Below are 26,018 nucleotides of genomic sequence, written 5' to 3' on the forward strand. Positions count from 1 at the left end.
ACCGTGCCTGTAAGGTAGTATCGCGGTTCACTTTGAACCAGCAGCCGACCCGTGATCATCAACTTCGACCTCAACGACCTACAAGCCTTCCGCGCCGTGGTGGACAAGGGCAGCTTTCGCGGCGCCGCCGAGGCCATCCGTATCTCGCAACCGGCCCTCAGCCGGCGCATCGAAAAACTCGAGTCGGCGCTGGCGGTCAAGCTGTTCGAGCGCACCACGCGCCGCGTCAGCCTGACCATGGTCGGTCGCGCGTTCCTGCCGCAGGTCGAGCGCATGCTCGACGACCTCGACATCGCGCTCATGGGCATCAGTAATGTGGCCTCCACCCGCATGGGCAACGTGACCATCGCCTGCGTGCCGTCCACGGCGTACTACTTCATGCCTCACGTGATCTCCGAATTCCACAAGCTGTACCCCAAGATTCGCCTGCGTGTGCTCGATGCCAGTGCCGGCGAGGTGTGCAATGCGGTGGAAAGCGGCGAGGCGGATTTTGGCGTGAGTTTCAGCGGCAGCCTGGCCGATGAGGTCGAGTTCGAACTGTTGCTGCAGGAGCGCTATGTGCTGGCCTGCCGGCGTGATCACCCGTTGGCCGAGCGCGACAGCGTAAGCTGGGCCGAAGCCTACGAGCACGACTACATCACGGTGGACAAGACCTCGGGCAACCGCTTCCTGCTGGACCAGGCCCTGCGTGGAGTGCGGGTGAAAAAACCGAGCATCTGCGAGACCCACCACGTGACCACGATGATCGGGCTGGTGGAGGCGGGGTTGGGCGTGGCGATGGTGCCATCGATTGCGATGCCGGCATGCGAGCACCCGATTCTGGTGAGCGTGCCGCTGGTGGAGCCGCAGGTGATGCGCAACGTGGGCTTGATAAAACGCCGCGGGCGGACATTGCCGCCCGCGGCGCTGGAGTTGGAACGGTTGGTACGGGAGATGCCGTTTCGGTCAGCGTGACACCGAGTCCAGGCCGGTGGATTGCACCACCGGTTGCGCCTCGGGGGAGGCGAGGAATTTGAGCAGCGCCTTGGCCTCGTCCTTGTGTTCGGCGTTGACCGGAATGCCAGCGGCAAAGCGCGTGACCGACTGCACGTCTTCCGGCAGCTTGCCGACAAAGGTCACGCCCTTGACCGGCAACAATTCGGCCACCTGCTGCAAGCCCACTTCGTAATCACCCTTGGCCACCTGTTCAGCCACTGGCGCGCGTTCGATCATCGTGCCCTTGGCCGGCATGCCGAGTTTCTTGAACAGCTCTTTCTCGACATACACGCCGCTGGCGCTGTCCGAGTAGGCCACGGACTTGGCCTTGCTCAGCACGGCCTTCAGGTCCGCATCGGTGTTGATCACCGGCTTGGCCGCGCCTTCCTTGACCACCAGGCCGATGCGCGAGTCCGCCAGCTCCACGCGGGAGGCCGGGTCAACCTTGCCCTGTTTGATCAGCTCATCGAGCGCGTAGCCGACCATGATCACCACGTCGGCGTGTTCGCCACGGGCCAGGCGGTTGGGAATCGCTTCCGGCGCCTTGCCCATGGACGGGCCGAGGATGGTGTCGAGGGTGTCGCCGCTTTGCTTGGCGTATTGCGGGCCGAGCAATTTGTAGGCGGCGGTGAAGCCACCGGAGGTCATCACCTTGAGTTGTTCGGCCTGGGCCGTCAGCGCCAGTGCACTGAGGGCCAGGGCGGTCAGGGTTTTAGAGAGAAACGTCATTACACCGCTCCCTGCATCACTTGCCCGCGGGCATTGGCGCGACGATAGAGCGCCAGGGTCGAGCACAGCGCACACAGCGCGGCAAACATCATCCAGTAGGCCGGCGAGGCCTTGTCACCAGTGATATGGATGAACCAGGTGGAAATCGCCGGGGTGAACCCGCCGAAGATCGCGGTCGCCAGGCTATAGGCCAGGGAGAAGCCCGCCACGCGCACTTCCACCGGCATGATTTCGGTCAGCGCCGGAATCATCGCGCCGTTGTACATGCCGTAGAGGAAGGAGAACCACAGCAGGGTTTCCAGCATGTGCGCAAAGCTCGGTGCGTTGACCACGTAGGACAGCGCCGGGTAAGCGGTAAGCACGGTCAGCAACGTCATGGCCATCAGCACCGGCTTGCGGCCGAAGCGGTCGCTCAAGGTGCCGCCGATCGGCAGCCAGATAAAGTTGGAGATCGCCACCAGCAAGGTCACCAGCAGGGCGTCCGAGGTGCTCAGTTGCAACACGGTCTTGCCGAACGTTGGCGCGTACACCGTGATCAGGTAGAACGCGGTGGTGGTCATGGCCACCATCAGCATGCCGCCGATAACCACGGTCCAGTTCTTCACCAGGGTCGCCATCACTTCACGCATGGTCGGACGATGCGTACGGTTGGCGAACTCTTCGGTTTCCTGCAGGTTGCGACGCAGGATGAAGATGAATGGGATGATCACGCAGCCCACGGCGAACGGGATGCGCCAGCCCCAATCGGCCACCACTGCAGGTTCCATCCACACATTAAGGCCGTAACCCAATGCAGCGGCGACCACGATGGAGATCTGTTGGCTGCCCGACTGCCAGCTGGTGTAGAAACCCTTGCGGCCCGGCGTTGCCATTTCCGACAGGTAAACCGACACACCGCCCAGTTCCGCACCGGCCGAAAAGCCTTGCAGCAGACGACCCAACAGCACCAGCAGCGGCGCCCACAGACCGATGGTCTGGTAACCCGGTACCAGCACGATCAACAGCGTGCCGCTGGCCATGATCGAGAGGGTCAGGATCAAGCCTTTGCGACGACCCACATCATCGATATAAGCACCCAAAATAATCGCACCGAGCGGGCGCATCAGGAAGCCGGCGCCGAATACGGCGAAGGTCATCATTAATGAGGCGAACTCATTGGCGGAGGGGAAGAACGCGGCAGCGATGTAGGTGGCGTAGAAGCCGAACAGAAAGAAGTCGAACTGTTCGAGGAAGTTACCCGAAGTAACGCGAAAAACCGCGCCAACTTTCGAGGAGGCAGAGGCGGGCCGGGAAGGGCTTGTCATGGTTTTGTGTCTCCAGCGTTCTTTTTAAAGTGCTTGTTTCGCTTAAGACCCGAGATAGTGGCTGACACATTTAGAAATGATAAGTGACAAATTTGGATAGATTGATGTGTGCTTGCTATCAATCCGCAGCGCCATCCCATTACAACTATGAGAGCGAACGGGCCCGCTCCCCTATAAAGTTCGTTCCTGCCTTGATGGGAGCTTTCGGCGCGTTCTACTTTGCCAACACCTCACCCTGATCATCGGCGACACTTGATCCGGGCTGAATGCGCCGCTTACATAGACGCCGGCCCCCGCGCTTTCTACACTGCGGCTTGTCGTGGGGAAGGGGGCAGGCGCCGATGAATCGCAATGAATTACGCAAGGCCGATATCAACCTGATGGTGGTCTTCGAAGCGTTGATGCTCGAACGCAACGTGACACGGGTGGCCGAGAAACTGTTTCTCGGCCAGCCGACCATCAGTTCGGCGCTCAACCGCTTGCGCACCTTGTTCAACGACCCACTGTTCATTCGCGTGGGCCACCGCATGGAGCCCACTGCCCGTGCCGAAGAAATCATCCAACACCTGTCGCCAGCCCTGGACTCCTTGTCGTCGGCCTTGAGCCTGACCCACGATTTCGACCCGTCCATCAGCACCATGACCTTTCGCATCGGCCTGTCCGATGACGTCGAGTTCGGCCTGTTGCCGCCATTGCTGCGCAGCCTGCGCCAGGAGGCACCGCAGGTGGTGTTTGTGGTGCAGCACGTCGACTACTGGCGCATTCCCGACCTGCTCGCGTCCGGCGACATCACCGTCGGCATCACCCAGACCCGTGGCCTGCCGGCCAACGCCAAGCGCAAGCTGCTGCGCCATATCCACCCGCGCATCCTGCGTGCCGATGCCTCACAAACACCGCTGACCCTCGATGAATATTGCGCGCGTCCCCACGTGCTGGTGTCCCATACCGCCAACGTGGCCGGGTTTGCCGATGAGTGGCTGGCGGAAATCGGCCGCAAGCGCCAGGTGGTGTTGTCGGTACCGCAATACAGCGCACTGCCGGCGCTGCTGGCGGGCACCGACCTGATCGCCAGCCTGCCGGACTACACCGCCGAAGCCATGGCGGTGTCGGGCAAGTTGTTTTGCGAACCGTTTCCGTTCCAGACGCCAACCCTGGACCTGTCCATGGTCTGGCTCAGCCACGTGGACACCGATCCGGCCGAGCGTTGGGTGCGTTCGCGGTTGGAGGCGTTCATGAGCGATCGCGGGCTGACCGCGCCGCTCTAGAGCAAGCCCTGATCGGCGCAGGCCTTGACCACTTGCTCGCGAAACCAGCTGTTGGCGCTGTCCTGCGCGCCGGCTTCCTTCCATTGCATATCCAGGGTGAACCCCGGCAAACCGCTCGGCGCCTCGCAGTGGCCGAACACCGTGGCGGGAGCCAGCAGCTTCTGCACGCGGCGTGGCAGGGTGACGATGAAGTCGGTGCCGGTGATCATTTTCAACGCGGCGCTGTAACTGTTGGCGCGCGCGACCACCTGGCGCTTGTGGGCCTGGCGCGCGAGCCAGCCGTCGATCATGTTGGTGGCCGAGGTCCACGGCGTGGGGAACACGTGGCGCCGGGCCACGAAGGCGTGCAGGTTGAACACAGGCTCTGGCGGCGCCGCGCGTTTGTCGAAGACGCACACCAGGTCGTCTTCCAACAGCATCTGCGTTTTGAAGTCCTTGTGTGCGCGGTGAAAGTGCGGGCCGAAGCAGATCACCAGGTCCAGGCGCCCATCACGCAGGTCGTCGGCGGGGATGTCGGTTTCAAGCCGCTGTACGTTGACGATGACCGGCAGGTCGGCACGGTCGAAATTCTTGAGCAGGTGCGGCAGGATCAATTGCTCGAAGTATTCCGGGGCGCACACGTTGAACGTCACGGCCTTCTGCGCAGGGTCGAACGGCTGGTCGCCGGCGTGGCACAGGTTGATGCTTTCGAGGATCCTCTGCACATGGCCGTACATGGTCGTGGCCTTGGACGTAGGACGCATCCCCGCGCGGGTGTTGATAAACAGCTCATCTTCAAAACTGGTGCGCAGTTTCTTCAGGCTGTAGCTCACGGTGGACTGGCTGACGAACAGCGTTTCAGACACGTCGGTAACGCTGCTCTGGTCGTAGACGGCGATAAACACCATCAGGTCCTGCATATCGAGTTTTCTGAGCAAGTTACTGTTTAGCATCGGTTCCGTCCGCAAACCTTCGGTACCGAACTCAGTACACGACAGTGCAAAAGCTTAACGGAACGGTCGTGCCAATAGAAAGTTCTGTAGGGCATTTCTATGTTTGTCGTGGGACAAATAATGTCCACAACACGACCTCAGCGAATATGCCGGGCGTAGTGCCGTGGATTGAAACGCGTGACTATCAGCAACATCACCACCACCACTGCCGTCAGCGACCACCAGGCCCCTGTGAAGCTGCCTGAGCGTTCGCGGATCATCCCCGCGAGCAGCGGCGACAGGCCGGCGATCAGGTAGCCGATGCCCTGCACGAAGGCGGTGAGGCTGCCGGCACGGCGCGGGTGGTCGAGGTGGTCCATGGCGAGGATCAGGCTCATCGGGAACAGCCCGCCGATGCCCAGACCGAGCAGGCAAGGCCATAACAGACTCAGGTGCTGGGGCGTGAGGGTCAGGCCGCAGAAACCGAGGAGGATCAGCACCAGCAACACGGCGACCACGCCACGTTTATCATTGCGACGATTGGCGATGGCCGGGGTGATCAGACCGGACACCACTTCCATGGCAGTCAGCCAACCCAGGAGCAGCCCGGCGTGCTGTTCGCTCCAGCCCTGCTCGACGTAGTAAGGCGCGAGCCACGCCAGCACACAGGTGTAGGACGCGGTACCGAGGCCGAAAAACAGCGCCAGCAGCCAGGCGCGGGCGTTGCCGAAAAAGCCTCGCTGCGTGTCGGCATCTGCCTGGGGCAGTGCGGGTAATGTCGCGCGTTGTGTACACCAGGCCAACAGCGCCAGCAGCGCGAGAACCGCCCAGACTGCCAGGCCCGCGCGCCAGCTGCCGGTGTGCAGTTGCACGAAGGGCGAAAGCGACGCCGCCAGCGCCGCGCCGCCCATGATGGCGGTGACGTACAAGCCCATGAACAGCGAGACATTCGCGCTGAACCGCGACTTGATCAGCACCGGCATCAGCGCCTGGATCAGCGCAATCCCGACACCGGCGGCCATCGCACTCACAATCAGCTCCAGCGCCGAGTCGAGGACCAGCCGCGACAGCGTCGCCAGGCCAATCAGCAGCAACGACGCGATAACGCTGCGGTGCTCGCCAACGCGCCTGACCACGCCCATGCCCACGAACATCGCCAGGCCCATGGTCATCACCGGCAGCAGGGTCAGTAGCGCCGCGCTGCTGAAGCCCAATGGCACATCGGCGCGAATCGACGCCAGCAACGGGCCCACGGCGGCCATCGACGGGCGCAGGTTGAGGGCGACCAGGACCACACTGATCATCAGCCATACGGCGCTGGAGGGTTTTGTCTGAATGTTTTGCATGAGCCTGCCTTGAATGAACCAGAGCGAATCAGGCCACGTGCGGGGGAGGGCAGCAAATCAGAAAATCGCTGGAGCTATTGAAAAACTGCGGTCTGACACACAGCCAATCAAAGTGTGGGAGAGAGCAAGCCCCTCCCACATTTTTTGACGGTGGTGTATCAGTAGCCGACGGTGAAGCGTTGGCGCGAGTGCCTTGGGGTTTGCACTTCATCGAGCAAGGCGATGGCGTAGTCGGCGAAGCTGATCCAACTGCGCCCTTCGGCACTGACCAGCAACTCATCCTGACCCAGACGGAATGTACCTGTGCGCTCGGTCTCGACGAATTCCGCCGACGGCGACAAAAAGGTCCAGTCCAGTTCCTTCTCCTGACGCAGCGCTTCCAGAAACTCAGCCCCTGCACTGGCTTCGGCGCGGTATTCGTCAGGGAAACCGGCGCTATCGATCACCCGGCCACCGCCTGGCAGCAGCAGCGATCCGGCGCCGCCGACCACCAGCAGGCGTTGCACCCCAGCCTGTTTCACCGGCCCGATCACGGCGCTGGCGGGCAGGGTGGCGAAGTGCGCGGCGCTGATCACCACGTCGCTGCCGCTGACGGCTTGTTGCAAGGCGTGCGCGTCGAGTGCGTCCACTTGTTTGACGGTGACGTCTGCCCGGGGGACGAGTTTCTCGGTGTTGCGCGCAATGGCCACCACGCTGTGCCCGCGCCGCAACGCCTCTTCCAGCAATTGACTGCCCGCACGGCCCGTGGCCCCGATGATTGCGATCTTGCTCATGATGTTCTCCAGTTCGGTTAAGGGTAGAAACGCTTCACCACTTCATTTCGCCCTTGGCGACTTTGGCGCTCAGTTCCAGCGAGCTTTCGTCGGCAAGGTCGGGGTAACGTTTTTTCATGGCTGCGATCAGCGCGGCAGCGTCCTTGGCCTTGGCGGTTTCGAGGTCGAATGCCTTGATGTAGTCAGCGGTAAACGCCACGGAGGCCAGCGATGGCGTACCCAGGTAATGACCCGGGACCACGGTGTTCGGCTTCAGGGCCTGAATGCGCTGCAGGGTGGTCAGCCAATCCTTGTGGGACTGCGCGCCCTGGGTGTCGGCCATCCACAGGTGAATGTTTTCGGAGACGACCACACCGCCTACCACGGCCTTGATCGAAGGAATCCACACAAAGCTGCGGTCCGGCTGCGAGCCGTCGAGGCCGATCACCTGCAGCGGCTGGCCTTCAAGCGTCAGGCTATTGCCCTCAAGCACCTGCGGCACGAGGGTCTTGCCCGGCTTGTCGGCGCCCATTTTCGGACCCCAGAACGCCAGCTTGCCGTCCACGGTCGCCTTGATATGGTCGACCACCGGCTGCGGCGCCAGCACCTTGGCATCGGGGAACGCAGCGGTGAGGGTATCGAGGCCGAAGTAGTAATCCGGGTCACCGTGGCTGATGTAGATGGTGGTCAGGTGCTTGCCGCTGGCGCGGATCTTCTGCACCAACTGTTCGGCCTGGCGTTTGCCGAATTGGGCGTCTATCAGGATTGCGTCCTTGGCGCCGCTGACCAGCACCGAGCTCACCGGGAAAATCGCCGCTTCACCGGGGTTGTATACGTCGAGTTTCAGCTCGGCCGCTGCGGCATGGGCGGTGAAGGCCAGGGCGGTGGTCATCAGGGTCAAGCGCTTGAAGGTCGAGAACATTGGGCAGCTCCTGCATTCGATAGGGAATGCGCACAGCTTAGTTGCCTGAAACGTCACAAAAAATGCCATGCTGGGACATAGTTTGTTTCTAAAAGCGGGCAGATCATGGATCGTCTTCAAGCAATGCGGGTGTTTGTGAGCGTGGTGGAGCTGGGCAGCCAGTCGGCGGCCGCCGATCACCTGGACCTGTCGCGCCCGGTGGTGTCGCGCTACCTGGCAGAACTCGAAGACTTCGTCGGCGCGCGTCTGCTGCACCGCACCACGCGCAAGCTCAGCCTCACCGCCGCCGGCAGCGAAACCCTGCCGCGTTGCCGGCAATTGCTGGAGCTGTGCAGCGACATGCAGGCCGCCGTCGGCACGCCGGATGACGCCCCGCGCGGGCTGCTGCGCCTGAGCGTGAGTACCTCGTTCGGCCAGGCGCAATTGGCCGACGCCATCGCCGCCTACGTCAAGCGCTACCCCCTGGTGACCGTCGACCTGCAAATGCTCGACCGCACGGTGAACCTGGTGGACGAACGCATCGACCTGGCCATTCGCACCAGCAATGACCTGGACCCCAACCTGATCGCCCGGCGCCTCACCGTCTGCCGCTCGGTGGTGTGTGCCACGCCGGCCTACCTGCGTGAACACCCGGCACCGCAGAAAGTCGAAGACCTGGCCCGGCACAACTGCCTGACCCATTCCTACTTCGGCAAAAGCCTGTGGCATTTCGAGGAAGGCGGGGAGCACGTCTCGGTGCCCATCACCGGCACGATCACCTCCAACGAGGCCAGCACCCTGCTGCGCGTGACGCTGGCCGGCGCCGGCGTGGCGATGCTGCCCAGCTACCAGGCCGGCGACTGCATTCGTCGCGGTGAACTGGTGCGCCTGCTGCCCGACGCCGAGCCCCGCCAAATGAACATTTACGCGGTGTATGCCTCGCGCAAACACATGCCGTCGGCACTGCGCAGCCTGCTGGATTTTCTGGTGGAACGGTTTCCGGCGGAGCCGATCTGGGACATCGGTCTGTAAGTCGACATAAACGGTTTGAATATCGCCCAATAATGGCAACTCGCCCTGGCTGACCTATGCTTCAAACAGTCATCCAGAGGTCTGCGCCATGACCCTCAAAACCAGAAAGTACCTGACGATTTTCGCCCTTTGCGCCCTGGCCAGTGCGCTGTACGGCACGGCGGCCTACCGTGTCGAGCAAACGCGCATGCAGCCAAGCTTCGCGATCACCTGCCACCAGGATCAATGCGTGCCGCACACCGGCAGTTTCAGTGCCTTGCGCTGATAGCCAGACACCGAAGATGCAACCTGTGGGAGGAGGTTTGCCCCCTTCCACATGTGATGCAGTGGCAAGTCACTCCGACTTGAGTTGCTCGCGAAACGCCTTCGGTGAAAACCCCACCCGCCGACGAAACAGCCGCGAGAAGTTTGTCGGGTCGGAAAACCCCAGCACCTCCGACATTTCGTTGATCGTCATGCTGGTATAGGTCAGCAGGCGCTTGGCTTCCAGCAACTGACGGTCGTGCATGATCTGCAGCGCCGGCTGCCCGCCCAGTTCGCGGCAGGTGCCGTTCAGGTGTGACACCGAGATCCCCAGCTTGTGGGCCAGGTCCTCGATTCTGGGATGCTCGCGATAATGTTGCTCGACCAACTGGGTAAAACGCCGAAAATACTCGCGCCCACGGGGCGCACGCGGGTGGCGACGCTGGATGGCCTGGCGGCTGACCCACACCAGCAGCACGCTGACCACGGCGTGCATCATCATGTCGCGAGCCGGCTGCTCGCTTACGTATTCATCTTGCAGACGTACGAACAGGCTATTGAGGTAGTCGCTGTCCTTGCCGGCCGGATAGCTGCCCAGGGTCTGCAAGCCGTCGACCGTCGCGCCCAATTGTCCCTGCAAATGGCTGATCAGCGGCGCGGACAAGGTCACGACGTAACCTTCCACATCCTCGGCAAACCGAAACCCGTGCACACACAACGGCGGCAGCACCTGCAGGGTCGCTTCGCTGAGGGTGGTGCGCTGCCCTTCGATTTCCAGATGCGCCTGGCCTTTGTGCACGTAGAGCAACTGGCACAGGTCCGCGTGCCGGTGGGGCGAGATCTCCCACTGGTATTCCCGACTGCGCCGGGAAATGGTTTCGCAGTGCAGCAAATCGGGGGTCGGCCATTGCTGGCTTTCCCCGTACAGCTTGAAGACTGGAATCGCGGTTTGGCTCATGGTTTCAATCCGATACTCAGGATAGTGGTGCGGTAATCGCCCCGATTGGCAAAAAGCGCAGACTTTGGCGCAGTTTTCACCTTCTTGTTGCGGCCACTCAAGTGAAAAATGTCAGCAGCACGATCAATGACAACGCTTTCACCCGATCCGTTCGTGGTGGAACTTGCAGGCGATAAAAACAATGAAGACGCTGAAAACCCAAGTCGCCATCATTGGCGCCGGTCCTTCGGGGCTGCTGCTCGGCCAATTGCTGCACAACGCCGGTATCCAGACCCTGATTCTTGAGCGCCAGAGCGCCGATTACGTGCAGGGCCGCATCCGTGCCGGGGTGCTGGAACAGGGCATGGTCGACCTGCTGCGCCAGGCCGGCGTGAGCCAGCGCATGGACGCCGAAGGCCTGGTGCATGATGGCTTCGAACTCGCACTCAATGGCCGACTGACCCATATCGACCTCAAGGACCTCACCGGCGGCCAGTCGGTGATGGTCTACGGCCAGACCGAAGTCACCCGCGACCTCATGGCTGCCCGCGCCGCCGTCGGCGCCACCACGCTGTACGAGGCACGTGAGGTGCAGCCCCATGACCTGAAAACCGAGCGACCCTGGCTGAGCTTCGAGCATCAGGGCGAAACGTATCGTCTGGACTGCGACTACATCGCCGGCTGCGACGGTTTCCACGGGGTGGCACGACAGTCGATCCCGGCCGAATCGCTGCAAGTGTTCGAACGGGTGTATCCATTCGGCTGGCTGGGCATGCTCTGCGACACGCCGCCGGTGCATCCGGAGCTGGTGTACGCCCGGCACCCACGCGGTTTTGCGCTGTGCAGCATGCGTTCAGCAACGCGCAGCCGTTATTACCTGCAAGTACCCGCCGACGAGCCGGTCAGCGACTGGTCGGACGAACGCTTCTGGGCGGAATTGAAAAAACGCCTGCCCACTGAACTGGCCGAAACGTTGGTCACCGGTCCTTCCCTCGAAAAAAGCGTCGCGCCGCTGCGCAGCTTCGTGGTGGAACCGATGCAGTACGGCCGCCTGTTTCTGCTGGGTGACGCCGCGCATATCGTCCCGCCTACCGGGGCCAAGGGCCTGAACCTGGCGGCCAGCGATGTGAGCACGCTGTATCGCATTCTGCTTAAGGTGTATGGCGAAGGGCGCGTGGACTTGCTGGAGCAGTATTCGGCTATCTGTCTGCGCCGGGTCTGGAAGGCCGAGCGGTTTTCCTGGTGGATGACCTCGATGCTGCACCAGTTTCCCGAGGCTGACCGCTTCACTCAACGCATCGCCGAGAGTGAGCTGGAGTACTTCATTCACTCCCGCGCGGGCCGCCAGACCATCGCGGAAAATTACGTCGGACTTCCTTACGAGGCTATCGAATAGCCTGCTATCGTATCGAGCATTCCCGCAGGCCGTTCTTCCTGCGGGCCCTGCTCGAAGGTTCTGCCGTGACTCAGCTCAATCAGCCCGTTCCACCGGTACCCGCCGTGCGCAGCATCCTCATCGCGCTGATGCTGGCGATCTTTCTCGGCGCGCTCGACCAGACCATTGTCGCGGTATCCATGCCGGCCATTTCCGCGCGGTTCCACGACGTCGACCTGCTGGCCTGGGTGATCTCCGGCTACATGGTGGCGATGACGGTGGCGGTGCCGATCTACGGCAAGCTCGGCGACCTGTACGGGCGCCGGCCGATGATGCTGATCGGCATGGGCCTGTTCACCGTGGCGTCGCTGTTCTGTGGCATGGCGCAAAGCATGGAACAACTGGTGCTGGCGCGGATTCTCCAGGGCATCGGCGCCGGCGGCATGATCTCGGTGAGCCAGGCGATCATCGGCGACATCATTGCGCCGCGCGAGCGTGGGCGCTACCAGGGCTATTTCAGCAGCATGTATGCGGTGGCCAGCGTGGCCGGCCCGGTGCTGGGCGGTGTGATGACCGAGTACCTGTCGTGGCGCTGGGTGTTCCTGATCAACCTGCCATTGGGCGCCGGCGCCTGGTACGTGGCCCATCGCACCCTGCGCGGGCTGCCGGCGCCGCAGCGCAAGCCGATCATCGATTACCTGGGCACCGTGTTGATGATCATCGGTCTCACCGCGTTGCTGCTGGGCATCACCGAAATCGGCCAGGGCCATGCCTGGCGTGACCCCGAGGTGCTGGGCCTGCTGGCCTGTGCGCTGGTGGCGCTGTCGGTGTTCGTGTGGCACGAGCGCCGTGCCCGCGAGCCGTTGCTGCCGATGCACCTGTTTGCCAACCGCAGCGCGGTGCTGTGCTGGTGCACGATTTTCATCACCAGCTTCCAGGCGATTTCCCTGACCGTGCTGATGCCCCTGCGTTACCAGACCGTGACTGGCTCGGGTGCCGACAGCGCGGCCCTGCACCTGCTGCCGCTGGCGATGGGCCTGCCGATGGGCGCTTATTGTGCCGGGCGCTTGACCTCGGTGACCGGCCGCTACAAGCCGATGATCCTTGGCGGCGCGCTGTTGAGCCCCTTTGCGATCCTGGGCATGGCCTTGAGCGCGCCGCAGGCGGTCGGGCTGACGGCGCTGTTCATGGTGCTGTGCGGGATCGCCGCCGGCATGCAGTTTCCGACCTCGCTGGTGGGCACGCAGAATTCGGTGGCGCAACGCGACATTGGCGTGGCCACCAGCACCACCAACCTGTTCCGCTCCCTCGGCGGAGCGGTGGGGGTGGCGTGCATGTCGGCGCTGCTGCTGGCGCTGTTGCAGGATTCCAGCTTCGCCCATCTGGCCAGTGGCGCACTGGCGGCTGAAGGCCGTTCCGGCAGCGTGCTGCTCGACGGCCTCAACGCCGCCCCCGGCCCCGCGCAGGATGCCCTGCGCGCGGAGCTGGCGGTGACCTTCCGGCATTTGCTGATGGTGAGTGCGGCGGTGTCGTTGCTGGGCCTGGCGGCGGCCATTGCGATGCCTAACGCTGTGCTGCGCGGCCGTGAAGACAAAGCCGGCTGACTGACCCGCGAAGGTCCAAATGGGGGAGTGCCCTTCAAATTCGGATCAAGGGCTGTAATAACCCACCGCCACCATGAAATGCCCGCTCTTGCGCACGTAGGCATGCTTGTTCTCGACCTTGCCGGTCACCGGGTTCTGCCAGCGGTATTTGTATTCGCCCTGGTCCTGCTCGGTCATCATTTTGAGGATCGGCTCGCCCACGGGTCTGCCATCCGGGTCTTTGACCTTGCTGAAGTCGGTGTTGATCATCCGCAGCGTGGTGCCATGGGCCACGTAGCGCCGGGTGTCGAGGTCGACCACGAACACGTAGAGGTCGTCCTGCAGGAACCCGCCTTGCAACGAGTTGATTGACTTGAGCGTGCCCGCCTCATCCTTCACCAGTGCGTTCACCGCCTTGTTGCGCAACGCCCGCGCCTGCTCCGGGGTGGCCCGTGGCAGGTAATAGCCGACCGCCAGAATGCGCTCGCCGACCCGCTGATAAAACACATGCTTGTGCTCGACCTTGCCATCGTTCCAGTTCTGCCAACGGTAGTCGGCCTGCTGCATTCCCTGGTTTTCCGGCACTTTGAGCGCGTCCTTGAACGACTGGCGCAACTCCGGGCCCAGCACTTCGGATACATCACGGCCAATCAAGGCCGAGGACGGGCCGCCACTGGCCAGCAGCACACCCTGGGTGTCGACCACGAACACGTAGCGGTCATGGTCGACGAACTCCCCTTGGCGGCTGAATGCCGCGAGGGCCTTGTCACCATTGCTCTGATAGTAGGCCAGGGCTTTTTGCAGCAACGCCTTGGCCGCCTCGGCGTCTTCTTCCTGCGCCGTCGCGGCATGCACCTGGCTGGCACACACCAGCAGCAGCCAGGTGATTCGCAGCAATGCCTTCATGGTTCATCCCTCATTATTATTGATGTGACAGGAGCGTAGTCGGACTTGGCTCAGGGCGCCGCCAGCCATTGGTTGACGATGCCGTCGTAGACCCCGGTTGCCACGCTCAGGTGCAGCCATTGGTCGACGTAGCTTTTCCACGCCACGTCATCGCGCGGCAGCAGGAAGGCTTTCTGGCTGTATTGCATCTGCCGCTCGGGGTTGACCGCGCACAGCCCGGGCTTGAGCTTTTGCTGGTAGCGCGCCTCACTGGCGTCGGTGATCATCACGTCGGCCTTGCCTGCGAGCAGTTCGTCAAAAATCGTCACGTTGTCATGCAGGCGGATCTGCGCCTGGGCCAGGTGAGCACGGGCAAACACCTCGTTGGTGCCGCCTGCCGGTTCGATCACCCGCACTTGCGGCTGGTTGATCTGCTCCACGGTCTGGTAGCGCTGCACATCGGCGCACCGCACCAGCGGGATCTTGCCGTCAACGCCGAGGGATTCGCTGAAGAAGGCTTTTTTCTGGCGCTCCAGCGATACCGAAATACCGCCCACGGCGATGTCGCAGCGTTGCGCGAGAAAGTCCGGCATCAGGGTTTTCCAGGTGGTGGGTACCCAGGTGATCTTCGCGTTGAGGCTCTTTGCCAGGGACTCGGCCATGGCGATGTCGATGCCTTCATAGCTGCCATCGGCGCGCAATGAGCTGTAGGGCTTGTAGTCGCCGGTGGTGCACACGCTGAGCGTGCCGCGCTGGATCACCTCATCGAGGCGTGACGGGGCGGGGTCGGCGAGGGCGGCGGTGGCCGAGCACGCCAGTACACACAGGGCCAGGGAAGCTTTCATGGGGTCGGGTCCTTGGGGCAGTTTTTTTGTAGGCGCGAGCATTGACGCGCCGCCTGCGGCTTTCAACCTTTTTTTCACGTTGCGCGGGTTAAGCTGCCCATCAAGGTCGTTCACTCCCGTTCCACCCTGATGAGCCCATGATGTCGCCACAACCTCCATCCTCCATCGAGATTGACTTCGCCCAGCGCTATGACCGCGAACACGCGCGGGTCTGCGGCGACCCGCGTCCGCCCAGACTGCGGCGGCGCCTGGCGATGTGGCGCGACGAATGGCTGGTGCGCCAGGCGCTGAAAGTGGCCGGCGAGCCAGGCCTGATCCTCGATCTGGCCTGCGGGTCGGGGCGTTTCTGGCCGGTGCTGGGCGAACACATCAACCGCGTGATCCTCGCCTCGGACAACTCCCAGGACATGCTCGACCACGCGCTCACCCACCACCCGGCGGCGTTGCTCAAGCGGGTCAAGACCTTCCAGGGATCGGCGTTTTCCATCGGCTTGTCGGCGAATGCGGTGGACTGCATTTTCTGCCTGGAGTTGTTTCGCCATGTGCCCAGCGCAGAAGGCCGGCTGGCGCTGCTGCGCGAGTTTCACCGGGTCAGCCGCGACACCGTGATTGTCTCCGTGCCCTCACGTACCGCTGTCGAAGGCGAATTTCGCCAGGCGGGCTTCAAGGTCCTGAATCATCAGGAATTCATGCCGGGCTCCCGGCTCTGGCGGGTTTACGTGCTGCGTAAGAGGGGATAACTCCCGCCTGTCGGACTATTCTTCAGTGCCTGTCCGAGTTTTCATGATTGCCTGTGCACTGCGAATGCTCGCAAGGCCCTTTCGCGATATATACTGCGCGCCATTCTTCAAGGGAGAGCCGTGTGGCCATCGATATTCACTGGATCTGCGACAACGATAGCCTCGGCCAGCATTGCGCCGAATGGCAGCAGTTGCCATTCGTCGCCCTCGACACCGAATTCATGCGGGTCGACACCTTTTATCCCATCGCCGGGCTGATCCAGATCGGTGATGGCGTGCGCGCTTACCTGATCGACCCCCTGACCATCGACAACTGGCAACCCCTGGCCGCCCTGCTGGAAAATCCGGCGGTGATCAAGGTGGTGCACGCCTGCAGCGAAGACCTGGAAGTATTGCTGCGCCTGACTGGCAGCCTGCCGGTGCCGTTGTTCGACACCCAATTGGCGGCTGCCTACCTGAACCTCGGCTTCTCCATGGGCTATTCGCGCCTGGTGCAGGCCGTGCTCGATATCGAACTGCCCAAGGGCGAGACCCGCTCGGACTGGCTGCAGCGGCCGTTGTCCGACACCCAGGTGAGCTACGCTGCCGAAGATGCGGTGCACCTGGCCGAGGTCTACATCCGCCTGCGGCCGCAGCTGTCCGACGATAAATACGCCTGGGTGCTGGAAGACGGCGCTGAACTGGTGGCCAACCTGCGCCGCGAGATCGACCCCTACGAGTTGTACCGTGACGCCAAGCTGGCGTGGAAACTGTCCCGCGCGCAACTGGCGGTGCTGCGTGAACTGTGCGCCTGGCGCGAGCAGCAGGCCCGGGCGCGCGATTTGCCGCGCAACCGCATCATCCGCGAACACTCGCTGTGGCCGTTGGCCAAATCCCAGCCGGACAACCTGGTTGCCCTGGGCAAGATCGAAGACATGCACCCGCGCACCGTGCGCCAGGACGGCCCGTTCCTGCTCGACCTGATCAAGCGCGCCGCCAGTGTGCCCATGGACCAATGGCCACCGGCCGTGGCCGAGCCGCTGCCGGTAGACGCCGCCACGCTGATCAAGCAGTTGCGCGCCCTCGGCCAGGCCGAAGCCGAGCGCCTGGACATGGCGCCGGAGCTGATGCTGCGCAAGAAAACCCTCGAAGCCCTGGTCAAAAGTGGCTACCCCGATGGGCCCTATACATTGCCCGACTCGCTGCGTGGCTGGCGCCGCGCGTTGATGGGCCAGGCGCTGCTCGACAGCCTGGCCTCTGCCGGAGAACAGCCTTGAAACGTATTTGCTCCATCTACCGCAGCCTGAAAAAAGACGGCATGTACCTCTACGTGCTCAAAAGCGATGCCCTCGAGCGTGTGCCCGAGCCCCTGATGGCCGCCTTCGGCAAGCCGCACCACGCCTTCGACATGGTGCTGACCCCGGAGCGCAAGCTGTCGCGCGAAGACATTCTGGTGGTGCTGGAAAACCTCGATTCTCAGGGTTACCACCTGCAAATGCCGCCGGCCGAGGACGAGTACATCGAACACTTGCCCGAAGAGCTGCTGCGCCGCAACGACCCGATGTAATCGGTGGGTGCCCTGCCTGGGGCACTTTCTTCAACGCAATCGTAATGAGTGGGCGGTGGCCGCAAGGACGCGGGCGGCCGTCTGCACTGTTTTTGAAAGGTTTTAAGCATGCGTGTTCTGATTGCTGAACAGGATCACCCGCTCTACGCCCAACTGCTGCGCGACGCCGCGCCGGACCTTGAGGTGCTGACCAGCGGCGACTCGGCCGAACTCTCGCGCCTGGCCGCCGATTGCCCGGTGTGGCTGGGCCAGCCGGACCTGCTGGCGACCCTGCTGCGCCAGGGCCATCAACCGCAGTGGCTGCAATCGACCTGGGCCGGCATCACGCCGCTGCTGGCCGACGGCCTGCCGCGCGGCTATCGCCTGACCCGGGCGGTGGGCATTTTTGGCCAGGTCATGGCCGAGTTCGTGCTCACCTACATGCTGGGCCATGAGCGTGAAGTGCTGGCGCGTCTGGTCAGCCAGGTGGAGCGCAAGTGGGACAATCGCACCGGCCAGAGCCTGGCGGGGCGCACGGCGCTGATCGTCGGCACCGGTGATATCGGCCAGCGTGTTGCCGAGTTCCTGGTGCCGTTTGGCGTGAAGCTGTACGGCATCGCCAGCACCGCGCGGGAACAGACGCCGTTCGTTGAAGTGGCCGCGCTCGATCAACTGGAGCGGCTGGTGGGGGAGGCGGACTACGTGATCAACCTGCTGCCCAACACACCGGAAACCCACGACCTCTACAACGCGGCGCTGTTCAAGCAGTTCAAGGCCACGGGCGTGTTCATGAACGTCGGGCGCGGTGTGGCGGTGGTCGACGCCGATCTGGTCGAGGCGCTCAAAGAAGGGCACCTGGCCGGCGCGGTGATCGATGTGTGCCGTCAGGAACCGTTGCCGCAGCGCCATCCGTTCTGGACCGCCTGGGGCCTGCTGCTGACCGGTCACAGCTCGGCACCGACCTCGCCGTCGATGATGGTGGATTTGTTCGTGCAGAACCTGCGCGCGTATCAGGCTCGGGAAACCCTGCGCGGTGAAGTGGACTTCGAACGCGGTTATTAGTCTTGTAGCACCGCCAGTCGCCAGCGCTTGGTTCCGGGCGTCTTGGGCACTAGACTGGCGGCCTTTTCACCTACCGATACCGATGCAGAGCCATGGCCGCCAAAGTCGAACCCTTCTGGATACGCAAAACCCTCGAACACCTCGACCAGGAGGAATGGGAGTCGTTGTGCGACGGTTGCGGCCTGTGCTGCCTGCAAAAGCTTGAAGATGAAGACGACAACAGCGTCTATTACACGCGCATCGCCTGCAAACTGCTCGACCTGAACACCTGCCAGTGCACCGATTACCCCAACCGCCGGGCTTCGGTGCCCGATTGCATCCAGCTCACACCGGGCCAGGCTGACCAGTTCAAATGGCTGCCGCCCACCTGCGGCTACCGGCTGGTCAGCGAGCGCAAGGACCTGCCGCTGTGGCACCACCTGGTCTGTGGCGACCGCGATGCTGTGCACCACGAACGCATTTCCCAGTCCGGGCGCATGCTCAGCGAAGGCAGCGTGCCCGAGGACGACTGGGAGGATCACCTGATTTTCCGCGCGGGCTGAACCAGGAGTGGGTATGAGGGAAGTGATCAAGCTGACGGCCACCCTGGCGCTGCTGGCAATGAGCAGCTCGGCCTGGTGTGCGAAAAAAGTCGACCTGGACTATCACGTCAAGCTGCTGCCCCAGAGCGATCAAGCCGAAGTGCGCGTGAGCCTGTCCCATGGTGCGGCGGTGCGCAGCCTGAATTTCGACCTGGGCCATGCGGGTGACTACAGCGACTTCAAGGCCGACGGCCAGTGGAAGATCACTGGCAGCCGTGGCCTGTGGCAACCCGACGCCGACAAGGCGAGCCTCACCTACCGCGTGCGCCTGAGCCATGCGCGCAAGCCGGGCACCTATGAGGCGCGGATGACACCGAGCTGGGCGCTGTTTCGCGGTGAAGACCTGGTGCCGACCGCGCACCTGGACCAGCAGGACGGTGTCGAACTGGTCTCGCGCCTGGTGTTCGAGCTGCCGCCCGGCTGGAAAAGCGTCGAGACCGCGTGGCCGCGTATCGGCAAGCACAAGTTCCGCATCGACAACGTGTCGCGCCTGTTCGACCGGCCCACCGGCTGGATGCTCGCCGGCACCCTCGGCAGTCGCCGCGTGCGCCTGGGGGATACCGACGTCACCGTGGCCTCGCCCAAGGGCCAGGCCATGCGCCGGATGGATGTGCTGACCTTGCTGACCTTCGTCTGGCCCCAGGTGGAAGCCGCGTTCCCGCGTCACCCGGCCAAGCTGCTGGTGGTGGGCGCCAGCGACCCGATGCGCCGCGGCGCGTTTGCGGCGCGCGACTCGATCTACCTCAACAGCCGCACGCCGTTGGTGAGCGAGAGCGGCAGCAGCCCGTTGCTGCGTGAAGTGGTGCAGGCCATCGGGCGCTTCAATGACCACGACACCAGCGACTGGATCAGCGAAGGGTTCGGCGAATTTTATGCCATTGAACTGATGCGCCGCGCCGGCGGCATTACCGATGAGCGCTACGCAGCGATACAGGCGCGGCTGGGCAAGCAAGGCAAGGACGTGACCAGCCTGCGCGGCGAGCACGTCAGCGGCGCCACGGTGGCGCGGGCGGTGCTGGTGCTGCAGGAGCTGGACCGCGAGATCCGCGTGAAGACCCATAACAAGCGGTCCCTGGATGATCTGGCGCAGGCGGTGATGCGGGCTGACAGCGTCAATACCGCGCAATTTGTGCAACTGGCCGAGAGCATTATGGGTGAGCCATCAACGGTGCTCGATTCCAAGCTGCTGCACTGATCTGGAAGCACACACAAATGTGGGAGGGAGCAAGTCCCCTCCCACATTTGGATGTTCAACAGCCTTGCAAGCTTGATCAGCCGGTGGTTTTTACCGCTTTCTCGGCCGCCACTTCGGCTTTGGTCTTAAGGTTATTCAGCTCTTCGCCGGCGCGCTCGATCTTGGTCCGCAGGCTGTTCATCTCCTGGCGACCCTGCTCAAGTTTGTCCTTGAGCGAACTGTGGCCGGTAAAGCCGCGCTTGAGCGCCACGCCGCCGATTGCCACCTGGATCAGACCGAGAAAACCGCCACGGCGCAGGCCTTTGCCCAGCATGATGAAACCACCGGCCACCGAGCCGATGCGTTCCCAGCCGTGCACGTTTTGCTCGTGCTGCGGGGCCGGCTGCAGGTGCTCGATGATAGGTCGCAGGTGTGTGCTGTCGCTCATGATCCGTCTCCAACAAGGGCTAGTGTAACTAGCTGACTGCTGGCCGGCGCCGGATGTTCCCGAAAAATCAGTACTTGGGCCCCGAGCGGGTGTTGTTGCCCTTGGCCAGGCGGTCGTAGAGCACCACGTTGACGGTGGCGGCAAGGTTCATGCAGCCAGTGGTCGGGATGTACACCACGTCTTCGCACCAGTCGCGAATCTCTTTATCCAGCGAGCCGTCTTCCGGGCCGAAGATATACAGCGCGCGGTCGGGATGGGTGTATTCGGGCAGCGGGCGAGCGCCTTCCACCAGCTCCACGGCAACCGGGATGCAGCCCAGCGGCAGGATTTTCTTCAAGTCATCGATGCCGATCAGCGGGATGTCGTGGTGGACCTTCTTGGTGTCGGTGATGAAATCCCGCGCGCGCTCGTAACGCACGCCGGTGTAGAACACCGAGGCCACGCCGTAGCAACCGGCGGCGCGCATCACCGAGCCGACGTTTTCGGGGGATTTGGGGTTATACAGACCGATGCAGCTGTAGCGTTTATTGCCCACGGGGAAGGGTGCCTTGACGAAAAAGCGCGATTATACGGCCTTGAAGTGATGCGGTGCTTGCACGATCGCTATTGGGAGCAAGCCCCTCCCACCGTTGGAACGCATTGCAGTGTGGGAGGGGGCTTGCCCCCGATGGGGCCGGTACAGGCGATGACGATGTTCAGCTGTCTTTCTTCATCAGCCCCGCCAACGCCGCAAACGGGTTGTGCGTGGCCTTGGCAATCGTCGGGCTGCTGGTGGAGCCTTCGCCGAAATACTGCTGGTCGGTATAGCGCGAGTGCTCGTTGTCATGGCAATACAGGCACAGCAACTCCCAGTTGGAGCCATCCTGGGGATTGTCATCATGGTTGTGGTTGCGGTGGTGTACGGTCAGTTCGCTCAGGCGCTTGCCGGCAAACTCACGGGCGCAGCGGCCGCACACGTGGGGGTACATTTTCAGGGCTTTGTCGCGATAGCCCATTTCCCGGTCGCGCTGGGCATCGGCGAGAATGCGGTCCAGCTTGGCGGTGTGGGAGGGCGGGTTGGTCGAGCTCATCATGGCTCCTGGCTATTTGAGGGTTCACGGATACCGTGGATTCTAGCCGCTCGCGCGCTAAATAACCGCTTCACTTTAGCCATAAGGATTGAACTTCATGCGTCTGCATTCATGGATCGCTGCATTGCTGCTGTGTGGGGTGACTGCCCACGCCGTTTCTGCGCCCAGGCCGGGGCAAGTTATCGAAGTGGCCCTCGAACAACTGCATCCTACCCAGGCCGTGGTGGGGTTTGACCAGATCTATTACAGCCTCGGCTTGTTCTCCGACAAACCGGCCAGGGTGTTCGACGAGTACTGCGAAACCAACGGCCAGGGCGAAGCGAAAAAGGTACCGAAGCAGGCCGATCTGCAGCACCCCGAAAGCTTTACCTGCCAGGACCCGGTAGGCGCCCACCCGGAAGAGATGAAAACCGTGGTGATTGGCCCCGGCGGCCAGTTGTACCTGACCGACGGTCACCACAGCTTCACCACCCTGTGGGAAGTCCCCGGCGGCGGTGCCCGGCTGAAAATGTGGGTTCGGGTGACTGACGATTTCAGCAGCAGCCCGGACATGACCACCTTCTGGCAACGCATGGCGGCGGCGCGCAAGGTCTGGCTCAAGGACAGTCAAGGCCGCACCCTGGCGCCTGAGCAGTTGCCAGCGCAGTTGGGCTTCAAGCACTTGCAGAACGACACCTTTCGCAGCCTGGTGTATTTCACCCGCAAGGCCGCCTATGGCAAGCCGGACGCTGGCGAGATTGCGCCGGAATTTCTCGAGTTTTACTGGGGCGACTGGCTGCGCACCCAGGTTGATCTGGGCCAGTACGACCTGGACAGCAAGGGCGGCTACAAGGATGCAATCGAAGCCGTGGCCAAACGCATGGTCAGCCTGGCGCCGGGCTCGAAGGTGGGTGACAGCGGGTTTACCGCCCATCAGTTGGGCGGCAAGACGGCGCTGGACCGCAAGGCGCTGGAGAAGACCTTCGACAACAAGGTGCCGTATGTTTTTGACTACCGTAAATCCCTGCGCTGAAACAGATCAGACAGGGACTTTTGTGGCGAGCGGGCTTGCCCCGCGTTGGGGTGCGAAGCGCCCCCAATTAAGGCGCATGCGGTATACCTGATACGGCTCAGCGCCTGGTATGGGGCGGCTGCGCAGCCCAACGCAGGGCAAGCCTGCTCGCCACAGGGGTAGGGTTGCCTGAAATAGCTCATGCACAACCCATACTTTTGATAAGAGGCGCTTGAGGTGCCTGGCGTCAGGCTTTCAGTTTTTCGGCGATCCAGATGGTGTGCCGGGTGCCTTTGTTGCCATGGGCAAATACCTGCACCTCCTCGGCCTTGAAACCGGCCTTGCGCAGTTTGTCGCTGAACAGTCTGTCGGCGCTGGCCGACCACACGGCCAGCACGCCCTTGGGTCGCAGGGCCTTGGCACACGCGGCCAGGCCGCCGGCGGAGTAGAGCCAGCTGTTGGCTTTTTGCGTGAGGCCTTCGGGGCCGTTGTCGACGTCGAGCATGATCGCGTCAAAGCCCTGGGGTTCGGCCTGCAGCACCTTGGCCACGTCTTCCTGGCGGATCACGGTGCGCGGGTCCAGCAGCGGGCGGCCGGATTTTTCGCCCAGCGGCCCGCGGTTCCACTCCACCACGCCCGGCACCAGCTCGGCCACCACCACTTCGGCGGTCTTGCCCAGGTGCTTGAGCGCCGAGGCCAGGGTGAACCCCATGCCCAGCCCGCCGATCAATACCCGCGAACCGGGACGACCGGCCACCTTGCGGCAGGGAATCTCCGCCAGGGCGTCCTCGGAGCCGTGCATGCGGGTGTTCATCAGCTGGCCGCCGTCACCGCCCTGGATCTTGATGACAAAATCCTCGCCGTATTCGAACAGGCACAAGGCGCCGCCGTTGTCAGGGATCGGGGTGGTGTCGAGCAGAATGAAACGTTTCATGGAAATCTCATTGGGAAGGGCATTCTTGCGCGGTTGGGAGTAGCCTTGAGGCATTCCGGTCAGGCCATGGAGCCATCGATGAAGTGCAGCATTCTAACGGTCATTGTGCTCGGTGCGCTCACATTGGGTGCCGCGCAGGCGCAAGAGGCGCAAAGCGTACCGGCCGCCCCCGCGTCAACCCCAGGCGCGCCGGGCACTCCGACGCCGACGCTGTACCCGCAGGTGACGCCACCGGCGTTGCCCAAGGCCAACGCCGACGGCTCGCCGGCGCTGGTGCCGATCGTGTTGCCGACGCCGCCCAAGGACCAGACGGTGCCTGGCCTGCAGCAAAACGACAGCAAACCAAAGACCCCCGGTGGTTAAGCGTCGAGTGCCAGCGCCTTGAACACAAACGCGTATTCCAGCGCCACATCGCGTAGCCCCTGGTAGCGACCGCTCATCCCGCCGTGGCCGGCGCCCAGTTCGGTCTTGAGCAGCAGCAGGTTGTCATCAGTCTTGGTGTCGCGCAGTTTGGCCACCCATTTGGCCGCTTCCCAATACTGCACGCGACTGTCGTTGTAGCCGGCGATCACCAGCAGCGCCGGGTAGGCCTGGGCGCTGACGTTTTCGTAGGGCGCATACGCCTTGATGCGCGCATACACCTCGGGCTCTTCGGGGTTGCCCCATTCGTCGTACTCGGTGATGGTCAGCGGCAGCTCCGGGTCGAGCATGGTGTTGAGCACATCCACAAACGGCACTTCTGCAATCGCCGCCTGGAACAGCTCCGGGCGCTGGTTGAGCACCGCGCCAATCAACAGACCGCCGGCACTGCCGCCGCTGATCGCCAGTTGCCGTGAGGTGGTCAGGCCCTCGGCAATCAGGTGTTCGGCGCAGGCGATAAAGTCGCTGAAGGTGTTCTGCTTGTGTGCCTGCTTGCCGTTGCGGTACCAGGCCTCCCCCAGCTCGCCGCCGCCGCGCACGTGGGCAATGGCGAACGCCACGCCACGGTCCAGCAGGCTCAGGCGCGCGTGGGAGAACCACGGGTCGAGGCTCTGGCCGTAGGCGCCGTAACCGTAGAGGTACAGCGGGGTCGGCTTGCCCAGTTGGTCGTGCTTGACCACCAGGCTGATCGGCACCTGGGTGCCATCGGCCGAGGTGGCCCACAGGCGCTGGCTGACGTAGTCGTCGGCATTGAACACACCGAGTACCGGGGTTTCCTTGAGTACCTGCTGCGCGCCGCTGGCCAGTTCCAGCTGACGCACCTGGGCCGGGCGGTTGAGGGCTTCATAGCGCAGGCGGATCCTGTCGCTGGGGAATTCCAGGCTGTTCTGTACGTAGAGGCTGTAGGCGGCGTCGGGTAATTCCACGCGATAGGCGGGCAGGCCCTGCGGGTGCACTTCGATCACCGGCAGTCCGCCGATGCGCAGGCTCAGGGTCATGGCACTGGCATTCAAGCTCACGCCGTCGAGCATCACCTCATCGCTGTGGGGGATCAGGTTCTGCCACTCGCTTTCGGTCGGCACGTCGCCAATGTCGGTCGCCACGAACAGTGCGTAGTTGATGCCGTCACGGTTGCTGCGGATGAACCAGGTCCACGCGCCATTCAGTTGGCCGTGATCGACATCGTATTCATGGTCCTCGACCCGTGGCGCCAGGCAGGTGAAATCCAGGTGTGGCTGGTCGGCGTCCAGCGCCCAGATTTCGCTGGTGGTCTTGCTGCCCAAGGCCAGCAGCAACTGGCGTTCAGAGCTGGAACGGTAGCAATGCAGGAAGAATCGGCCGTCAGGCTCGTGGAACACTTCCTGCGCCGCCGTGCCATCCAGGCGATAGCGATAGAGTTTGTGCGGGCGGTGAGTGTCGTCCAGTTCGCCGAAGAACAGGGTCAGGCTGTCATTGGCCCAGGTCATGCTGCCGTCGCAGTCCTGGAATTCCAGTTCGCTGACCTTGCCTGAGGACAATTCCTTCACATACAGGGTAAAGACCTCTTCGCCACTGGTGTCGAGGCTGTAGGCCAGGCGCTGATGGTCGGGGCTGATGCTGAAGGCGCCCAACGAGAAAAAGCCGCCACCGGCCAGCGCGTTCGGGTCCAGCAGCAGTTCTTCGCTGCTTTCATCCACCTGATGGCTGTCGTCGACGGGACGGCGGCAGCGGTAGTGGCGGGCGTATTCGTCGCCGGCGGTGGTGCGCGTGTAATACAGATACGGGCCCCACGGGGAGGGCAGCGACAGGTCGGTCTCGAGGATGCGGCCCTTGATTTCCTCGAACAGCGTGTCGCGCAGCGCCTGCTGGTCGGCGAGCTGGGTTTCCTGCCAGGTGTTTTCGGCCTTGAGGTAGTCGAGGACGTCTGCGTTGTCGCGTTCCTGCAACCAGGCGTACGGGTCTGGACCTGGGGCCTTGCGGGCGATCGGAGCGTTGGATAGGGACATGGATC

Annotated in this window: 28 protein-coding genes; 14 read left to right on the forward strand and 14 right to left on the reverse strand. The window is 63.0% G+C overall.

Annotated elements, in window-relative coordinates:
* Positions 1 to 51 precede the first annotated feature (51 nt).
* Positions 52 to 954 (forward strand): LysR family transcriptional regulator, encoded by a 903-nt coding sequence (locus H045_RS04015; protein ID WP_015371496.1) that lies wholly within the window; start codon positions 52 to 54, stop codon positions 952 to 954.
* On the opposite strand, the gene H045_RS04020 is transcribed toward H045_RS04015, so the two are convergent.
* The gene (locus tag H045_RS04020; protein WP_015371497.1) at positions 946 to 1,704 is read right to left on the reverse strand and encodes a substrate-binding domain-containing protein; all 759 of its coding nucleotides are present in this window, start codon (positions 1,702 to 1,704) and stop codon (positions 946 to 948) included. The two genes, H045_RS04015 and H045_RS04020, sit on opposite strands and share 9 nt — an antisense overlap.
* The gene (gene tcuC / locus H045_RS04025) at positions 1,704 to 3,008 is read right to left on the reverse strand and encodes an MFS transporter (protein ID WP_003233980.1); all 1,305 of its coding nucleotides are present in this window, start codon (positions 3,006 to 3,008) and stop codon (positions 1,704 to 1,706) included. Before tcuC ends, H045_RS04020 begins: the two co-directional genes overlap by 1 nt.
* Before the next feature lie 341 nt (positions 3,009 to 3,349).
* On the opposite strand from tcuC, the gene H045_RS04030 reads away from it, so the two are divergent.
* Positions 3,350 to 4,273, forward strand: coding sequence for a LysR family transcriptional regulator (locus tag H045_RS04030; RefSeq protein ID WP_015371498.1), 924 nt, complete (start codon positions 3,350 to 3,352; stop codon positions 4,271 to 4,273).
* On the opposite strand, the gene H045_RS04035 is transcribed toward H045_RS04030, so the two are convergent.
* From H045_RS04035 to H045_RS04050, 4 genes are all read right to left on the reverse strand, one after another.
* Positions 4,270 to 5,205 (reverse strand): LysR family transcriptional regulator, encoded by a 936-nt coding sequence (locus tag H045_RS04035; protein ID WP_041931432.1) that lies wholly within the window; start codon positions 5,203 to 5,205, stop codon positions 4,270 to 4,272. The two genes, H045_RS04030 and H045_RS04035, sit on opposite strands and share 4 nt — an antisense overlap.
* Positions 5,206 to 5,342: 137 nt before the next feature.
* On the reverse strand, positions 5,343 to 6,530 hold the full coding sequence (locus tag H045_RS04040; RefSeq protein ID WP_015371500.1) for a cyanate transporter: 1,188 nt from the start codon (positions 6,528 to 6,530) through the stop codon (positions 5,343 to 5,345).
* A gap of 158 nt (positions 6,531 to 6,688) precedes the next feature.
* The gene (locus H045_RS04045) at positions 6,689 to 7,303 is read right to left on the reverse strand and encodes an NAD(P)-dependent oxidoreductase (RefSeq protein WP_003233984.1); all 615 of its coding nucleotides are present in this window, start codon (positions 7,301 to 7,303) and stop codon (positions 6,689 to 6,691) included.
* A gap of 34 nt (positions 7,304 to 7,337) precedes the next feature.
* Positions 7,338 to 8,204, reverse strand: coding sequence for an MBL fold metallo-hydrolase (locus H045_RS04050; RefSeq protein ID WP_015371501.1), 867 nt, complete (start codon positions 8,202 to 8,204; stop codon positions 7,338 to 7,340).
* Positions 8,205 to 8,309: 105 nt separating this feature from the next.
* On the opposite strand from H045_RS04050, the gene H045_RS04055 reads away from it, so the two are divergent.
* Both H045_RS04055 and H045_RS25180 read left to right on the forward strand, forming a co-directional pair.
* Positions 8,310 to 9,215, forward strand: coding sequence for a LysR family transcriptional regulator (locus H045_RS04055; protein WP_015371502.1), 906 nt, complete (start codon positions 8,310 to 8,312; stop codon positions 9,213 to 9,215).
* Between the two features lie 88 nt (positions 9,216 to 9,303).
* Positions 9,304 to 9,480, forward strand: a complete 177-nt coding sequence (locus H045_RS25180) for a hypothetical protein (RefSeq protein WP_003233987.1) — start codon at positions 9,304 to 9,306, stop codon at positions 9,478 to 9,480.
* A 69-nt stretch (positions 9,481 to 9,549) separates the two neighbouring features.
* Here the strand turns inward: H045_RS25180 and H045_RS04060 are convergent, their stop codons facing one another.
* On the reverse strand, positions 9,550 to 10,416 hold the full coding sequence (locus tag H045_RS04060; protein WP_003233988.1) for a helix-turn-helix domain-containing protein: 867 nt from the start codon (positions 10,414 to 10,416) through the stop codon (positions 9,550 to 9,552).
* Between the two features lie 190 nt (positions 10,417 to 10,606).
* Here H045_RS04060 and pobA point away from each other — a divergent pair, with 190 nt between their 5' ends.
* Positions 10,607 to 11,791, forward strand: coding sequence for a 4-hydroxybenzoate 3-monooxygenase (gene pobA / locus H045_RS04065; protein WP_186750957.1), 1,185 nt, complete (start codon positions 10,607 to 10,609; stop codon positions 11,789 to 11,791).
* A gap of 65 nt (positions 11,792 to 11,856) precedes the next feature.
* Positions 11,857 to 13,374 (forward strand): MDR family MFS transporter, encoded by a 1,518-nt coding sequence (locus H045_RS04070; RefSeq protein WP_173664748.1) that lies wholly within the window; start codon positions 11,857 to 11,859, stop codon positions 13,372 to 13,374.
* Between the two features lie 45 nt (positions 13,375 to 13,419).
* Here H045_RS04070 and H045_RS04075 read toward each other — a convergent pair whose 3' ends face one another.
* Both H045_RS04075 and H045_RS04080 read right to left on the reverse strand, forming a co-directional pair.
* Positions 13,420 to 14,259, reverse strand: coding sequence for a cache domain-containing protein (locus H045_RS04075; protein WP_015371504.1), 840 nt, complete (start codon positions 14,257 to 14,259; stop codon positions 13,420 to 13,422).
* Positions 14,260 to 14,309: 50 nt separating this feature from the next.
* Positions 14,310 to 15,083 carry a transporter substrate-binding domain-containing protein gene (locus H045_RS04080; protein WP_003233992.1) on the reverse strand — a complete coding sequence of 258 codons (774 nt, stop codon included), beginning with the start codon at positions 15,081 to 15,083 and terminating at the stop codon, positions 14,310 to 14,312.
* A 140-nt stretch (positions 15,084 to 15,223) separates the two neighbouring features.
* Here H045_RS04080 and H045_RS04085 point away from each other — a divergent pair, with 140 nt between their 5' ends.
* The 6 genes from H045_RS04085 to H045_RS04110 all read left to right on the forward strand — a co-directional run bounded on the left by H045_RS04085 (position 15,224) and on the right by H045_RS04110 (position 20,186).
* A complete protein-coding gene (locus tag H045_RS04085; protein ID WP_015371505.1) occupies positions 15,224 to 15,823 on the forward strand; it encodes a class I SAM-dependent methyltransferase in 600 nt (199 codons plus the stop codon).
* 122 nt (positions 15,824 to 15,945) lie between these two features.
* Positions 15,946 to 17,079 carry a ribonuclease D gene (gene rnd, locus H045_RS04090; protein ID WP_003233994.1) on the forward strand — a complete coding sequence of 378 codons (1,134 nt, stop codon included), beginning with the start codon at positions 15,946 to 15,948 and terminating at the stop codon, positions 17,077 to 17,079.
* Positions 17,076 to 17,369, forward strand: coding sequence for a YcgL domain-containing protein (locus tag H045_RS04095; protein ID WP_003233996.1), 294 nt, complete (start codon positions 17,076 to 17,078; stop codon positions 17,367 to 17,369). Before rnd ends, H045_RS04095 begins: the two co-directional genes overlap by 4 nt.
* 108 nt (positions 17,370 to 17,477) lie before the next feature.
* Positions 17,478 to 18,410, forward strand: coding sequence for a D-2-hydroxyacid dehydrogenase (locus H045_RS04100; protein ID WP_003233997.1), 933 nt, complete (start codon positions 17,478 to 17,480; stop codon positions 18,408 to 18,410).
* Between the two features lie 92 nt (positions 18,411 to 18,502).
* Complete coding sequence (locus tag H045_RS04105; protein WP_003233999.1) at positions 18,503 to 18,952, forward strand: YcgN family cysteine cluster protein; 450 nt, start codon at positions 18,503 to 18,505, stop codon at positions 18,950 to 18,952.
* Positions 18,953 to 18,965: 13 nt separating this feature from the next.
* Positions 18,966 to 20,186 carry a hypothetical protein gene (locus H045_RS04110; RefSeq protein ID WP_015371506.1) on the forward strand — a complete coding sequence of 407 codons (1,221 nt, stop codon included), beginning with the start codon at positions 18,966 to 18,968 and terminating at the stop codon, positions 20,184 to 20,186.
* Positions 20,187 to 20,262: 76 nt separating this feature from the next.
* On the opposite strand, the gene H045_RS04115 is transcribed toward H045_RS04110, so the two are convergent.
* From H045_RS04115 to H045_RS04125, 3 genes are all read right to left on the reverse strand, one after another.
* Positions 20,263 to 20,613: a YgaP family membrane protein gene (locus tag H045_RS04115; RefSeq protein ID WP_003234003.1), complete on the reverse strand. Its 351-nt coding sequence runs from the start codon at positions 20,611 to 20,613 to the stop codon at positions 20,263 to 20,265.
* A gap of 67 nt (positions 20,614 to 20,680) precedes the next feature.
* Positions 20,681 to 21,148 (reverse strand): RNA methyltransferase, encoded by a 468-nt coding sequence (locus H045_RS04120; protein WP_003189607.1) that lies wholly within the window; start codon positions 21,146 to 21,148, stop codon positions 20,681 to 20,683.
* 160 nt (positions 21,149 to 21,308) lie between these two features.
* A complete protein-coding gene (locus tag H045_RS04125; protein WP_003172528.1) occupies positions 21,309 to 21,683 on the reverse strand; it encodes a YajD family HNH nuclease in 375 nt (124 codons plus the stop codon).
* A 97-nt stretch (positions 21,684 to 21,780) separates the two neighbouring features.
* Between H045_RS04125 and H045_RS04130 the strand changes: the two genes are divergently transcribed.
* Positions 21,781 to 22,695, forward strand: coding sequence for a ParB/Srx family N-terminal domain-containing protein (locus tag H045_RS04130; RefSeq protein WP_015371507.1), 915 nt, complete (start codon positions 21,781 to 21,783; stop codon positions 22,693 to 22,695).
* A gap of 226 nt (positions 22,696 to 22,921) precedes the next feature.
* Here H045_RS04130 and H045_RS04135 read toward each other — a convergent pair whose 3' ends face one another.
* Positions 22,922 to 23,608, reverse strand: coding sequence for a spermidine synthase (locus H045_RS04135; protein ID WP_003234007.1), 687 nt, complete (start codon positions 23,606 to 23,608; stop codon positions 22,922 to 22,924).
* Between the two features lie 78 nt (positions 23,609 to 23,686).
* Between H045_RS04135 and H045_RS04140 the strand changes: the two genes are divergently transcribed.
* The gene (locus H045_RS04140; protein ID WP_015371508.1) at positions 23,687 to 23,971 is read left to right on the forward strand and encodes a hypothetical protein; all 285 of its coding nucleotides are present in this window, start codon (positions 23,687 to 23,689) and stop codon (positions 23,969 to 23,971) included.
* Here H045_RS04140 and H045_RS04145 read toward each other — a convergent pair.
* Complete coding sequence (locus H045_RS04145) at positions 23,968 to 26,013, reverse strand: S9 family peptidase (RefSeq protein WP_015371509.1); 2,046 nt, start codon at positions 26,011 to 26,013, stop codon at positions 23,968 to 23,970. The genes H045_RS04140 and H045_RS04145 overlap by 4 nt on opposite strands.
* Between the last annotated feature and the right edge of the window lie 5 nt (positions 26,014 to 26,018).

This window comes from Pseudomonas poae RE*1-1-14, from assembly GCF_000336465.1.
In the GTDB taxonomy this organism is placed as follows: domain Bacteria; phylum Pseudomonadota; class Gammaproteobacteria; order Pseudomonadales; family Pseudomonadaceae; genus Aquipseudomonas; species Aquipseudomonas poae.

Excerpts from the sequence above, each read along its gene's own strand:
- H045_RS04135 (WP_003234007.1), bottom strand. The coding sequence starts at position 23,608 with ATGAAACGTTTCATTCTGCTCGACACCACCCCGATCCCTGACAACGGC.
- H045_RS04035 (WP_041931432.1), bottom strand. The coding sequence starts at position 5,205 with ATGCTAAACAGTAACTTGCTCAGAAAACTCGATATGCAGGACCTGATG.
- H045_RS04030 (WP_015371498.1), top strand. The coding sequence starts at position 3,350 with ATGAATCGCAATGAATTACGCAAGGCCGATATCAACCTGATGGTGGTC.
- H045_RS04075 (WP_015371504.1), bottom strand. The coding sequence starts at position 14,259 with ATGAAGGCATTGCTGCGAATCACCTGGCTGCTGCTGGTGTGTGCCAGC.
- H045_RS04115 (WP_003234003.1), bottom strand. The coding sequence starts at position 20,613 with ATGAGCGACAGCACACACCTGCGACCTATCATCGAGCACCTGCAGCCG.
- H045_RS04020 (WP_015371497.1), bottom strand. The coding sequence starts at position 1,704 with ATGACGTTTCTCTCTAAAACCCTGACCGCCCTGGCCCTCAGTGCACTG.
- H045_RS04080 (WP_003233992.1), bottom strand. The coding sequence starts at position 15,083 with ATGAAAGCTTCCCTGGCCCTGTGTGTACTGGCGTGCTCGGCCACCGCC.
- H045_RS04105 (WP_003233999.1), top strand. The coding sequence starts at position 18,503 with ATGGCCGCCAAAGTCGAACCCTTCTGGATACGCAAAACCCTCGAACAC.
- H045_RS04085 (WP_015371505.1), top strand. The coding sequence starts at position 15,224 with ATGTCGCCACAACCTCCATCCTCCATCGAGATTGACTTCGCCCAGCGC.
- H045_RS04060 (WP_003233988.1), bottom strand. The coding sequence starts at position 10,416 with ATGAGCCAAACCGCGATTCCAGTCTTCAAGCTGTACGGGGAAAGCCAG.
- H045_RS04130 (WP_015371507.1), top strand. The coding sequence starts at position 21,781 with ATGCGTCTGCATTCATGGATCGCTGCATTGCTGCTGTGTGGGGTGACT.
- H045_RS04045 (WP_003233984.1), bottom strand. The coding sequence starts at position 7,303 with ATGAGCAAGATCGCAATCATCGGGGCCACGGGCCGTGCGGGCAGTCAA.
- H045_RS04100 (WP_003233997.1), top strand. The coding sequence starts at position 17,478 with ATGCGTGTTCTGATTGCTGAACAGGATCACCCGCTCTACGCCCAACTG.
- H045_RS04050 (WP_015371501.1), bottom strand. The coding sequence starts at position 8,204 with ATGTTCTCGACCTTCAAGCGCTTGACCCTGATGACCACCGCCCTGGCC.
- H045_RS04040 (WP_015371500.1), bottom strand. The coding sequence starts at position 6,530 with ATGCAAAACATTCAGACAAAACCCTCCAGCGCCGTATGGCTGATGATC.
- H045_RS04055 (WP_015371502.1), top strand. The coding sequence starts at position 8,310 with ATGGATCGTCTTCAAGCAATGCGGGTGTTTGTGAGCGTGGTGGAGCTG.
- H045_RS25180 (WP_003233987.1), top strand. The coding sequence starts at position 9,304 with ATGACCCTCAAAACCAGAAAGTACCTGACGATTTTCGCCCTTTGCGCC.
- H045_RS04110 (WP_015371506.1), top strand. The coding sequence starts at position 18,966 with ATGAGGGAAGTGATCAAGCTGACGGCCACCCTGGCGCTGCTGGCAATG.
- H045_RS04145 (WP_015371509.1), bottom strand. The coding sequence starts at position 26,013 with ATGTCCCTATCCAACGCTCCGATCGCCCGCAAGGCCCCAGGTCCAGAC.
- tcuC (WP_003233980.1), bottom strand. The coding sequence starts at position 3,008 with ATGACAAGCCCTTCCCGGCCCGCCTCTGCCTCCTCGAAAGTTGGCGCG.
- H045_RS04125 (WP_003172528.1), bottom strand. The coding sequence starts at position 21,683 with ATGAGCTCGACCAACCCGCCCTCCCACACCGCCAAGCTGGACCGCATT.
- H045_RS04140 (WP_015371508.1), top strand. The coding sequence starts at position 23,687 with ATGAAGTGCAGCATTCTAACGGTCATTGTGCTCGGTGCGCTCACATTG.